At 55.7% G+C, this 12,030-nt stretch carries 9 protein-coding genes; 4 read left to right on the top strand and 5 right to left on the bottom strand.

The window, feature by feature from the left end:
* Positions 1-148: 148 nt before the first annotated feature.
* Complete coding sequence (locus PHA01_RS18900; protein ID WP_271897918.1) at positions 149-1,798, bottom strand: ABC transporter ATP-binding protein; 1,650 nt, start codon at positions 1,796-1,798, stop codon at positions 149-151.
* Positions 1,799-2,071: 273 nt separating this feature from the next.
* Between PHA01_RS18900 and PHA01_RS18895 the strand changes: the two genes are divergently transcribed.
* The 3 genes from PHA01_RS18895 to PHA01_RS18885 all read left to right on the top strand — a co-directional run bounded on the left by PHA01_RS18895 (position 2,072) and on the right by PHA01_RS18885 (position 7,455).
* Entirely contained in the window at positions 2,072-4,594 is a 2,523-nt protein-coding gene (locus PHA01_RS18895) for an EAL domain-containing protein (protein WP_271897917.1), read from the top strand.
* 199 nt (positions 4,595-4,793) lie between these two features.
* On the top strand, positions 4,794-6,443 hold the full coding sequence (locus tag PHA01_RS18890; protein ID WP_271897916.1) for an FAD-binding dehydrogenase: 1,650 nt from the start codon (positions 4,794-4,796) through the stop codon (positions 6,441-6,443).
* 94 nt (positions 6,444-6,537) lie between these two features.
* A complete protein-coding gene (locus PHA01_RS18885) occupies positions 6,538-7,455 on the top strand; it encodes a bifunctional helix-turn-helix transcriptional regulator/GNAT family N-acetyltransferase (protein WP_271897915.1) in 918 nt (305 codons plus the stop codon).
* A gap of 40 nt (positions 7,456-7,495) precedes the next feature.
* Here PHA01_RS18885 and PHA01_RS18880 read toward each other — a convergent pair whose 3' ends face one another.
* The 4 genes from PHA01_RS18880 to PHA01_RS18865 form a co-directional block, all read right to left on the bottom strand.
* On the bottom strand, positions 7,496-8,956 hold the full coding sequence (locus tag PHA01_RS18880; RefSeq protein ID WP_271897914.1) for a DUF1254 domain-containing protein: 1,461 nt from the start codon (positions 8,954-8,956) through the stop codon (positions 7,496-7,498).
* Between the two features lie 28 nt (positions 8,957-8,984).
* Positions 8,985-10,388 (bottom strand): DUF1254 domain-containing protein, encoded by a 1,404-nt coding sequence (locus PHA01_RS18875; RefSeq protein WP_271897913.1) that lies wholly within the window; start codon positions 10,386-10,388, stop codon positions 8,985-8,987.
* A 113-nt stretch (positions 10,389-10,501) separates the two neighbouring features.
* Positions 10,502-10,777: a helix-turn-helix transcriptional regulator gene (locus PHA01_RS18870; RefSeq protein WP_114430524.1), complete on the bottom strand. Its 276-nt coding sequence runs from the start codon at positions 10,775-10,777 to the stop codon at positions 10,502-10,504.
* A gap of 120 nt (positions 10,778-10,897) precedes the next feature.
* Positions 10,898-11,395: an arsenate reductase ArsC gene (locus tag PHA01_RS18865; RefSeq protein ID WP_271897912.1), complete on the bottom strand. Its 498-nt coding sequence runs from the start codon at positions 11,393-11,395 to the stop codon at positions 10,898-10,900.
* Between the two features lie 193 nt (positions 11,396-11,588).
* Between PHA01_RS18865 and PHA01_RS18860 the strand changes: the two genes are divergently transcribed.
* Complete coding sequence (locus tag PHA01_RS18860; protein ID WP_271897911.1) at positions 11,589-12,029, top strand: hypothetical protein; 441 nt, start codon at positions 11,589-11,591, stop codon at positions 12,027-12,029.
* Position 12,030 lies beyond the last annotated feature (1 nt).

The raw sequence follows: 12,030 nt of genomic DNA, 5'->3' as shown, positions 1-12,030 counted from the left end.
TGTTATGCAGCTTTCTATACATGCTTCGGCAAATAGTGGACAAATGCAACTATTTTTTTATGTGATGTTGCAGGAATACCGAGCAAACAAAGAAATTGCCCGTTTGACGAGCCAAACGGGCATCAAAAAAGCACTCCAAGCCCAAAAATCAGGCAGCAGGTTCCCACTGGCTGCCTGGAATTGCCGAGACCAGCCGCTGAGTGTACGCGTGCGCCGGACTGCGGAAGATTTGCGAGGGCGGTCCGAATTCTACGATCTCGCCGCGATACATGACTGCGATGTCATCACAGATCTGGCTGGCTACGCGCAAATCATGGGTGATGAAGATCATCGCCACGTGGAGGAGTTTTTGAATTTTCGTCAGCAACTCAAGTATCTGAGCCTGGATGGAAACATCGAGGGCTGACACCGCCTCATCGGCGACGAGAAGCACCGGATCGAACATCAGGGCGCGAGCGATACCAATACGTTGTCTCTGCCCACCTGAAAACTCGTGCGGGTAGCGATCGTAAGCGCCTTCATCCAGGCCAACAAGTTCAAGGAGCTGCACCGCCTTTGCTCTTGCATCGGCGGCGCTGACGCCGTGCGCCATCGGTCCGACGACCAGTATTTGTCCGATTGTGTGGCGGGGATTGAGTGACGCAAAGGGATCCTGGAAAATCATCTGGATATAGGGGCGCATCGACCGGAATTCCTTGGCGTCCAGCGGTGCGATGTCCTGACCGTTGAACAGTATCTTGCCGCCATCGGCATCCATCAGCTTGAGCAGCACCCGCCCAAGAGAGGACTTTCCAGAACCGGACTCTCCGACGACGCCGAGCGTGCGGCCCTTGCGGATCGTAAAACTCACGTCATTGACCGCATGCACCCTGCGGCCCTTGGTAAAAAAGCTGCCGCCGCTCGTATAGATTTTGTTGAGCTTTTGCACGTCAAGCACGACTGGGGTTTCTGCATCGCTCGCTCTGTCCTTGTCGCGCATTCGAGGCACGGCTGCTGTAAGGCGCTGCGTATAGGGATGCGATGGATGGTTGAGGACGTCGTCGGCTTTGCCCTGCTCGACTATCTTGCCCTTTTCCATGACGACGACGCGATCAGCGATCTCGGCCACGACACCGAAGTCGTGCGTGATGAACATGACGCTCATGTGCTTGTCGCGCTGGATCTTGCGGATCAATTCCAGGATCTGAGCCTGCGTTGTTACATCGAGTGCCGTCGTCGGTTCATCGGCAATCAATACATCAGGACCAAGAGCCAGGGCGATCGCGATCATCACACGCTGTCGCTGTCCGCCGGACAGCCGAAAAGGATATTGGTGCTGCATAAGCAACGGGTCTGGCAGACCTACCTCATCGAGCAGATCCAGCACCGCTTTTGCCCGCGTTTCGGGAGTGCCGACATTGTGCACCTCCATGACCTCGGCGATCTGCGCGCCGACCGTCATCAAGGGATTGAGTGCAGAGAGAGGATCCTGGAAGATGATCGAAACAGCACGCCCGCGCAATCCGCGCACATATTCGTCCTTGGCATCGAGGATATTGACGCCTTTGAAGCGGATCGCGCCTTTGCTGGCTCGAATGGACGATGGCAGCAGGCCCATGATTGCATTTGCGGTGACTGACTTTCCCGATCCAGACTCGCCGATTATGCAAAGAATTTCGCCAGGTCGCAGTTCAAAAGAAATATCTTCCACAGCGTAGCGCCGCTCCATGCCTTGCGGCAGATCCACCGTCAGATTTTCAACGGAGAGAATTGCATCTCCATTGGCTATTGTGCTTCCTTTTTCAACTGCGCTTGTCATAACACCAGCGATCCTTCCGGCTTTGAAACATCAATTCAGTCATCTTTCCATTCGATGTCTGCAATGACAAGCAAGCAATTTCGATGCCAGCTCAACCTGAGACACTTGCCTTAAGCCACGGATCGCGAAGATACCATTATAGGTGGATACATCTTTTTACTGGCTATAATATTGAAGCTGAAGCCGATAATTGTCTCCAATGATGAACACTTCGAGCCGTATTCCTGCGAAGACATTAACTGTATTTTTCTGCTTTTCATGTTAGCTTCAGGCATGACAGACGTTCGGAATATGCGCCTGCACTCAAGACCTTCCCTAACGCCCGCCGATGCCGAGGCAAACCGGTGGAGCTTCGCGCTTGAATCCGCCGGCCTCGGTGTTTGGGATTCCAATCTTACCACCGGGCAGTGCTATTATTCAGCTACGTGGAAGAAAATGCTGGGCTATCGTGAAGACGAGCTCGGCGATAGCAGCGATCTTTGGCTGACACTCATACATCCTGATGACAAGCAGCGTGCAATCGAAAGTGGCGAACGGCATATTTCCGGCGAAACGTCGCAGATTGAAACCGAGTTCAGACTGCGCCACAAGGATGGTCACTGGGTGTGGGTTCTCGACCGAGGCCGTGTTGTCGAATGGGACAAAAATGGTCACCCATCGAGAATGATCGGCGTCCAGACGGACATAACCGATCAGAAGAACGCCGAACTGGAACTGACATTGCTGAACGAGCGCATTCAACTCGCGCTCGACGCTGGCCAGGTTGGGCTATGGCATTTCAACAGCGAGACCGAGATCGTCTTGTGGGATCGCCGCATGCGCGAGATCTTCGGCATAGGCCCAGGCCCCGATGAAGTACCCCGCGCCACGTGGCATAATCTTTTGCACCCGGACGATGCTGCGAGAGCCGAGCGTGAGATAGAATCCACGTTTGAAACCGGCGAGCCCATGAAGACGAGCTACCGGATCATCAAACCTGATGGCGAAGTCCGCCATGTGTTCGCCCTAGCGCGGCGTGTCCGTCATGAAACGATGCCCGACATGTTGATGGGTAGCATCTGGGATATAACAGAAGAGGTCCTGAACGCAGAGGCGCTTGCCCGGGAAAAGGACCTCTATCGCATCACACTCCAGTCCATTGGCGATGCGGTTCTTACTACCGATGTTGAGAACAATATTACGTTTGCCAATCCAGCGGCGGAACGATTACTGTTGCTTAATGCCCAGGAACTCATCGGTTCACGACTGGAAGATGTCCTCAATCTCATCGATGAAGGAACCGGCACGACCCTTGCATCTACGACGAGCCGTGCAATGCAAATCGGCCAGACCGTGGAGAGCGCTGAAAACGCTCTCTTTGTCCGGTCGGATGGAGGACGGCGTTCTCTGAGGGATATCGCCTCCCCGCTCTTCGATCTGACAGGCGCGATAACCGGATCTGTGCTGGTAATTCAGGATGTCACGAGCGCTCGAAACCTGCAGAGAGAGCTTTCCCACGCGGCAACCCATGATGCGTTGACGGGCCTTTTGAACCGGACGGCATTCGAATCGGCCGTATCGGCGCTGATCGAAAAAAGCGGCGATCGAGCTCCGCATGTGCTGCTTTACATAGACCTCGACCGCTTCAAGATGGTCAATGACACGCTTGGTCATGCGGCAGGCGATGCTTTGCTCAAAATGGCAACATCGAGCATGAACAATGCCTTACCCGACTCCGCCATCATAGGACGCCTTGGTGGCGATGAGTTTGCTGTTCTCCTTCCGATCGGCAAATTTGAGGAGGCGGAAGAGGCGGCCGAGCGCTTGATAAGCGAGATAAGAACCATTCAGCTGCCTTGGGACGGAAAAATCCAGAACATTGGCGCCAGCGTTGGAATAGCGGCACTCGATGAACCGGGCGTCACCCTCGCCGAGGCGATCGCCCGCGCCGATGCTGCATGTTACGCCGCAAAGGCGGAAGGCCGCAATCGCAGCGCCATCTACAATATCAATACTGGCGCGGCCCGACAGAACCTCGCAAGTATTCAGGCCGCCTCTGGAATTCTGGAAGCATTGTCCGAAGGACGACTGCAAGTTTACGGCCAGGAGATCAGAGCAATCTCCAATACAGACGACCACAGCATCTGTATCGAGATACTGTCGAGGATGACCGGAGCAAACGGGGAAATCATTGCACCCGCCGAGTTCATTCCCGCTGCGGAACGCTTCGGCCTTATGGGTATAGTCGACCGCTGGATTATCCAGCACACGCTTGAGACCTATGGCCCAAAATTGATGCAGATGAAGAACGTGTCGCTCGCAATAAATCTATCTGCAAATACAATAAGCGATCCCACACTCTGGCCATTTCTACAGTCAACGATTGAAAAAACCAAAGTTTCTCCGTCCCGTTTGATATTCGAGATTACGGAAACCACTGCGGTAAATAATTACGAGGCGGCAGAACACTTCGTTAGGGAGGCACGCGCAGCCGGATGTCGTATAAGTCTCGATGATTTTGGCACCGGCCTCAGTTCATTCGGATACTTACACCATTTCAAGGTGGACAGTATCAAAATAGACGGGGCATTTATCGAAAAATTGTCCAAAAGCCGGCTCGATCAAGCGGTTGTTGCTTCCATCAACGGTATCGCGCGCGAACTTGGTGTTGATGTTATTGCCGAACATATCGAGGATCTGCAGGCGGTCGACATCCTTAAATCGCTTGGTATCGGCTATGGTCAAGGCTTTCTGTTTCATCGTCCCCAACCGCTTCAAGCCCTGTTACAGAGTTTAGAAAAGGTGGAAGTCCGATAGCTCGACCAACCAAAACAACCAGCCACACGTAATTTTCAATCTACAGTAGACAAAATCATCCCGGAATTGACGATTCTTGCATAGGAATCGAAGGTTCCTACGCCAGATCGGCTTCTTTTCGTCTAAAACTCTTCCGCAATGACAATTTAGCTTTCCCGCTTTTTCTGCTACGCGAATACGCTCGGGAGGAAAGTCGGCAATGGGTTACGATGCGGATGCGATCATCATTGGCGCGGGTCTAGCCGGGCTCGTCGCGGCAACGGAACTTACCGATGCCGGCAAGAAGGTGATCATCCTCGATCAGGAACCGGAACAGACACTCGGGGGCCAGGCCTGGCGATCCTTCGGTGGATTATTCTTCATCAACTCCCCCGAGCAGCGCCGTCTGCGCATCAAGGATTCACCCGAACTCGCATTGCAGGACTGGATGGGCTCGGCCGGTTTCGACCGGCCTGAAGATCACTGGCCGCGCAGATGGGCGGAGGCCTATATCGATTTTGCGTCGGGTGAAAAACGCGCATGGCTCCATGCCCAAGGCATGCGCTGGTTTCCGGTCGTCGGCTGGGCTGAACGCGGCGGATCGCTCGCCACAGGACATGGCAATTCCGTTCCGCGCTTTCATATCACCTGGGGCACGGGTCTCGGCGTAGTCGAGCCGTTTATTCGCCGGGCTCGCGAAGCCGAGGACAAAGGTCTCCTCACTTTTCGCTTCCGGCACCGCGTAACGGCGCTGGTGAAAAACGCCGGGATGATCGACGGGGTCGAAGGCGAAGTCCTCCAGCCGAGCGAGGTCAGGCGCAGTGAACCGAGTTCCCGTGTTGCCACCGGATCGTTCGCGCTGAAGGCGCAAGCGATCATTGTCTGCAGCGGCGGTATCGGCGGCAATCACGATCTGGTGCGCAAGAACTGGCCGGCGCGGCTCGGAACGCCGAAGCATCTTATCCGCGGCGTACCGGACCATGTCGACGGGTTGATGCTGGGCGTCGCTGAGAAAGCCGGAGCCCATCTCATCAACGAAGACCGCATGTGGCACTATGTCGAAGGCGTCAACAATTGGGACCCTATCTGGACAAAGCACGCCATCCGCATTCTGCCCGGCCCGTCGTCGCTGTGGTTCGACGCTAGTGGCGACCGCCTGCCCGCGCCATGCCTGCCCGGTTTCGATACGCTGTCCACGCTCCGCCATATCATGAAGAGCGGCTATGATTATTCCTGGTTCGTGCTGAACCAGACGATCGCCAAGAAAGAGATAACGCTTTCCGGCTCGGAACAGAATCCGGACTTCACCTCGAAGAGCTGGAGGCAGGTGCTCAAGCGCGCCCTAGGCGGTGTCCCCGCTCCCGTGCAGGCTTTCCTCGACAATGGCGAGGATTTCATCGTCGAAAGGGACCTCTCCGCACTTGTCCGCCGCATGAACGCGCTGACTGGCGACAATCTGATCCATGAAGACAAATTGCAGGCGCAGATCATGGCCCGCGACCGCGAAGTCGACAATCCATACACCAAGGATGCCCAGATCACGGCGATCCGCGGCGCCCGCAACTATGTCGGCGATCGCCTCGTTCGCGTGGTGCCGCCGCACAAGATACTCGATCCGAAACATGGGCCGCTGATCGCGGTACGCCTGAGCATCCTCACACGGAAATCGCTTGGCGGCATCGAGACGGATTTGAATGCGCGTGTGTTGCAGGCTGACGGCGAAGCGCTGGCCGGGGTCTATGCAGCCGGCGAGGCAGCCGGCTTTGGCGGCGGCGGCATGCATGGCTATAATTCGCTTGAAGGAACCTTCCTCGGCGGCTCGATCTTCTCGGGCCGGACGGCCGGCAGGGCGGCGGCGAAGGCCACGTAAGCCTCTTTCCATTGGCTGCCGTCATCACATTTCCATCTTGCGATCCCAAGCGAAATGCATATGATGTTGTCACTGACAACATAGAGCGAATAACATGAACGCAGTTGACGAATTTCGTAGTTTCAATCGCTTTTTTACAAGGGAAATCGGACTGCTCGACAAGCACCTGCTTGCCAGCGACTACACTTTGGCAGAGGGCCGAGTATTATATGAACTTGCCAACAATGGCGAACAGACGGCCGCCGATATCGGTCGCAGTCTGCACATGGACAAGGCCCATCTCAGCCGCATCGTCTCACGCTTCGAAAAGCGCAAGCTCGTGCGCGTTCATGCCAGCTCAACACATGGACGGCAGCGTCTCATAACGCTGACTCCGGCGGGCCAGGAGGTCTTCTCCGGCCTTAACCGGCGCTCGCAGCTTCAGATGGAGCAAATCCTTGCACCGTTGGGTGACGATGCCCGCAGGCAGCTCGTATCGTCCATGCGTCAGATCAGAAACCTTATCAATGCCGAAAACCATGTGCCGGACGAGGTGACATATCGCGGCCTCCAGCCCGGCGATCTCGGCTGGGTCATCCACCGACAAGCAGTGCTTTACCATCAGGAATACGGCCTGGACTGGACATATGAAGCGCTGGTCGCTGAAATCCTGTCGAAATTCGTCGCCAATTTCAATCCAGAACGCGAAGCCGCGTGGATTGCCGAACATGCCGGTTCGATCGCCGGGTCCATATTCCTCGTCCGATCCGAGGATCCTGAAGTCGCGAAGCTGCGCCTTCTCTATGTCGAACCGAGCGCGCGCGGTCTTGGTATCGGTCGAACGCTCGTTGCAACCTGTGTCGAGCGCGCGAAGGAGGCCGGCTACCGGCAGATCAAGCTATGGACAAATGACGTCCTCGTCTCGGCGCGCCGCATATACGAGGCAGCCGGATTCCGCCTGGTCGACGAGGAGAAGCATCATTCCTTCGGCCAGGACCTGGTGGGGCAAACTTGGGTACTCGATCTGCAGTAGCCCCCCGCGGCGGGCATAGCTGGAGCAGCCAATTGTGTGCTCAGCCTCGGCGTTCAATGTCGGGCAACGTCCAACTTTTGTCGAAGAAATGTTCGGTCGGTCCATACCACCGAAAATAGGCAAACCAGCCTCGGCCCGGGATCGTCTTGACCCAATTTACACCATCTTTCGGAACCTTTGGACCGAAATGGATATCGATGGAACCGTCGTCATTGGCCTTGAGCTTATCGTGACTGGAAACACCGGCCTTCATAGTGTCGGTCTTGATCATTGACCTCGTGAGCACGTCATAGACGGTCACGGCCCAGAACTCCTTGGCGGGTACGTTTGCAGGTACATACAGAGTGTAATTTTTCCCGCCATCCAGCCACGCGCCATCCTTGTCCTTGGCCGCGCTCATATATTGCGAGCCCGCACCGACGATGGTCTTCACCATGCCTTCGGCTACCGTTATAGCTTCGAAGGTGTAGTCGGTACGCTCATCGAGTTGGCTATAGCCGGGCGCTTCCTGATCCGGATTGAGGGTGAGCACCCATTCCCAGTGCGTTCCTGGATAGGAGGATGCATTGGTCAGGCGCGGAGCCATGCTTAGTGTTTGGGCCATCAGGAACCCAACATCGGCCGCATCAGACAATATTTTCTTCTGGCGGGCATCTGGTTCGAATGGCTTTCCCTTTTCGATGCCGAGCGGCTTGAGCATGGCGTGGAAGAAACGGTCACGCTCTTCCACAGGCTCCTTGTTCAAGGCATCGGCAAGAAATTGCCAATACTCAAACCCTTTGGGCGGGATGGAGTTCATCGCGCGGTCGCCCGCATGGATGACACGAGTCTCAGGAGGATTGCCGGCCTTGGAAAGCGGGTAGGCCTTGATCCCTGCGAGGGTATTCACAGCCGACTTGATGTCGCCGTCTTTCACAAAAGCACGGCCGACCAGCATCGTCTGGTTTGTCTTCGATTTTGCCGTCAAATATCCGTCCGGGACAGCGCCCGTGTATCCCGGCGGCAGCAGCAGGAATTTTCCGCCTTTCCCCTTGTCAGGTCCAAACGGGCCCACCTCGACGACGGGCCGTTGCCAAAAGTCATCGATAACACCGTAGACACCGGTCGGAATGTCGATAACAACCGGGCCATCACGGCCCAGGTCGGTGAAAACAACCGCATAAATGGTCGTGTTGTTTGCTGTCAGGGCGGCGACGATGGGCGTCGTGTAGCCATCAACAAGCCCGACCTCGTTGTAGTCGACCCGCCAGTCGCGTTTGTTGGCCCGCCGGATGGCCTCCATCGACACGACCGGTGTCGCCCATATATAGGCTTGTGAGGCGCGCTGAAAATCGATCTCGTCGTAGAGTTTCTTCACCGAACTCGCGCTCGGATAGCCGGCCTGAAGGTCGATCCGCCCGATCCGGGTTTCGACGGGGCCATTGAGCAGCTCTTTGGCACACGCGCCACTGGCAAAGGTCAACGCAGCGATACCAATCGTCAGAAGAGATTTGATAGACATCCGGACCTCCCAAATTGGACTTTGCCGATCACTTCTTCACCTGCTCGACGTCCGAAAGGACCCAAGTCTTGTCGAACAGCGCTTTGGTCGGGGCGTAGAGACGGAACATGAGCTCGAAATCCCGTTTTTCATCGGTCGGAATCCAGTTGGCGTCCTTGCCCTTCGGCGCCTTTGGTCCGAGGAATATGTCGACGGACCCGTCCGCATTTTCCTGCAGTTCGGAGATTTGCGATGAACGGCTTGCGCGAGGCATATTGCGGATCAGCGCGTGGGTCTCCCGATCATAGGCGGTCAGCGACCAATATTGCTCGACAGGCACATTGGCGGGGACGTTGAGGCGATACGTCTTTGAGCCATCAAAGGCGTGGCCGTCCTTGTCCTTGATCGAAATCAGGTAAAACTGACCCGTTCCCATTCGCTTTAATCCGACGAAAGCATAGCTGTATGCCAAGCCTCTCAGATCGACTGGGTAGGTGTCAGGTTCATCGTACGATGCCTGTGCGCTCTTCACCAGTTCCGGACTTCCCGCATAGTTCCACCTGCTCTTTTCGTAGAATGGAATGAGACTTGTGTCGTACTTCTCATCCAGCCACTCGCGGCCTTCTTGAACTCCTGCCTCAAGTTGTCTGGTAGTGGCGGGTGTCGGTGAAAATGATTTGCCTTTTTCGATGCCGAGCGATCGGAGCTGGTCGATCATTGCCCGGTCGCGCGACAGCCAAGGCTCGGTCTGGATGATCCGGTCGAGGGACTTGAAGAAGCTGGCGTCGTAACGGATCGTGGAATCGAACACGACGCCCTCCGCGTCGGTGAAGATCGTTTCGGGAGGGTTTGCGGCCTGCGATAGCGGATAGACCTTCAGGCGCTTCGCATATTCAACCGATTTTTTGATATCGGCATCGCTGTGACTGGGCAGGTTGGATCGTAGCAGGGCGTAGCCGCCAAAGGTATCGGAGTGGAGGGGAATATAGCCGTCTGGAATCTTCTTGGCATAGTTCGGGGGAAGCACCAGATACTTGCCACCCTTGCCTTGGTCTGCTCCAGACGGCCCAGCATCCTCCAGTGCCATCTGCCAGACATTGACGATATTGCCATTGATCGATCCGCCTTCGGCCGGAGGAACCTCGATCACGACTGGTCCGACATCCTTCGTGTTGGTGAAGGTCATGAGATAGATCGCATCGGGATTTGGCGTCAGCGTCTGATTGTGCCAATCGAGTGGGCGCGACCAGTAGACGATCTCGTTGACCTTGCCTTTGGTCTTGGTCAGCATCTCCTGCAACATCAAATCGTAGTTGACGGCCGGAATTCCCCAGATGACGGCCTCCACGGCTCGTCGCTCTATGGTGCGCTGTGTCAATTCCTTGGGCGAGAAGGCATGAGCGGTCGATGATATCGCTCCCAGAGCCAGCAGTGTAAACAGGAGTTTTCGCATGCCGTCCCTCCGTCTTTTGGATCGGCATGGTTGTACAGGATACGTTTGTACGGAAGTACGTTACAGTTAAGCCGCCTCGCCAATTGCCCCAATTGGCGAGGACAGAACGCCGTCTAAGCCGAGGCCTGAAATGTCTCCTGATAGCGCAGCCATCTGGACTGAAGCACAAACCAGAGCTCGGGCATGATCCCCAGCGTTCTGTCGATGCGTGTCGCAATGTCGAGCGTAATCGGATGTTGGCCGGCAATGATGGCGTCGATGATTGCCACGGGCATCTCGACGCGCCGCGCAAAATCTTCGGTCGAAAGACCGTTACATTCGATGCACTGACGCAAATGCTCGCCAGGATGGATCGCCCAGTGCGGCGTCCAGCGATTTGCTGTGTTCATCTGCTTTACCGATCAGGTTTGATTCGCGTACCCGAAAGATAATCGGCGGCCATGTCAGACGGATGAAAAATTCATGGCGCAAAAGCGGCGGCAGCTTTCCGCAAGTCACATTGTAGATAGTTATGTTGACTTGCCGATTTCATCGACGTGATGCTGGATGCTCATGCGATCGAGCGATTTGAGCGGAAGGTTGATGAAAATCTTCAACCGGCGATCAAGTTCCATCATCGTGCGGGAAAACGCCTGCTTGCGCTCCCATGGTTCACCGCTGGCCTGGACAGGATCGGATGACTCCCAATGGGCCGTGACCGGAACGCCCGGCCATTCAGGCATGGGCTCGCCCGCGGCGTCATCATTCAACGTGAAAACGAAATCCAGGTCACGCGCACCTTCAAGGCCGAATTCGCGATAATGCTTGGGGTGCAGGCCATCCACCGCAAAGCCGGTCTGCTCGAGTAATTCCTTCGTTTCAGGATCGATCGCCTCCCCGGGCTCCGTGCCGGCACTATAGGCGACGAAGTGGGGCTTTCCGATGCGATTGAGAATCGCCTCGGCCATCATGCTCCTTGCAGAATTGCGATGCGAGAGAAACAGGACGTGGAAGACTTTATCGTTCACGGCGGTATCTCCTTTTGCTGATCGAAGCCAAGATATTTCAACACAGTATGATTCAAAAATGTGACACCAACTCGACGAAAGCTGTTCAACGCCGTGCGGAGGGCCGCCCCAAGCTGGTTAAATGCCGGGATTCGTGTATGATTCGCCAAGTTGTCAAGCGTGCCTGCGTCATGGTTAATCATGGGGGAACAGCATGCCCGACAGACATGAATTTCATAGAGTGGAAATTTGCGGCCGTATCTTCACAGGATCCATTTCTGCTGAGGGTCCGTGTCTGAAAATGCTTGAGAACCGCACCTATGGTCGTGGTGTTCCCTTGGGCGCGGCACTCTCGATCTCCAAGGGTACCGGCAGATCCTACTATGCGATCTGCAAATACAACGAGCCGCATATCCTCCTGCCGCTTTTTTCCGAGGAAGACGTCGAAATTGTCGCCCGGGAATTCGGTATCCCGATTTCGGGAAGGATCCGTCCGCGGTCATTCACGGAAAGTCCCGCCTGGATTGCTTTGAGAAGATGGGCGAAAGAACATCCCGGGATTGCCCGCGCGTGCTCCCATACGGACAGCTACGTCCCCGGGTGGTACAGCATGGTCTCCAGGGAAAACAGCGCAGGCTTGCTGCTGCGCGTCTGAG

The organism is Candidatus Phyllobacterium onerii, assembly GCF_028331445.1.
GTDB lineage: Bacteria > Pseudomonadota > Alphaproteobacteria > Rhizobiales > Rhizobiaceae > Phyllobacterium > Phyllobacterium onerii.
The sequence above is the reverse complement of the archived record's forward strand: the minus strand, read 5'-3'. Positions and strand labels throughout refer to the sequence as shown.

Excerpts from the sequence above, each read along its gene's own strand:
- PHA01_RS18900 (WP_271897918.1), bottom strand. The coding sequence starts at position 1,798 with ATGACAAGCGCAGTTGAAAAAGGAAGCACAATAGCCAATGGAGATGCA.
- PHA01_RS18895 (WP_271897917.1), top strand. The coding sequence starts at position 2,072 with ATGACAGACGTTCGGAATATGCGCCTGCACTCAAGACCTTCCCTAACG.
- PHA01_RS18890 (WP_271897916.1), top strand. The coding sequence starts at position 4,794 with ATGGGTTACGATGCGGATGCGATCATCATTGGCGCGGGTCTAGCCGGG.
- PHA01_RS18885 (WP_271897915.1), top strand. The coding sequence starts at position 6,538 with ATGAACGCAGTTGACGAATTTCGTAGTTTCAATCGCTTTTTTACAAGG.
- PHA01_RS18880 (WP_271897914.1), bottom strand. The coding sequence starts at position 8,956 with ATGTCTATCAAATCTCTTCTGACGATTGGTATCGCTGCGTTGACCTTT.
- PHA01_RS18875 (WP_271897913.1), bottom strand. The coding sequence starts at position 10,388 with ATGCGAAAACTCCTGTTTACACTGCTGGCTCTGGGAGCGATATCATCG.
- PHA01_RS18870 (WP_114430524.1), bottom strand. The coding sequence starts at position 10,777 with ATGAACACAGCAAATCGCTGGACGCCGCACTGGGCGATCCATCCTGGC.
- PHA01_RS18860 (WP_271897911.1), top strand. The coding sequence starts at position 11,589 with ATGCCCGACAGACATGAATTTCATAGAGTGGAAATTTGCGGCCGTATC.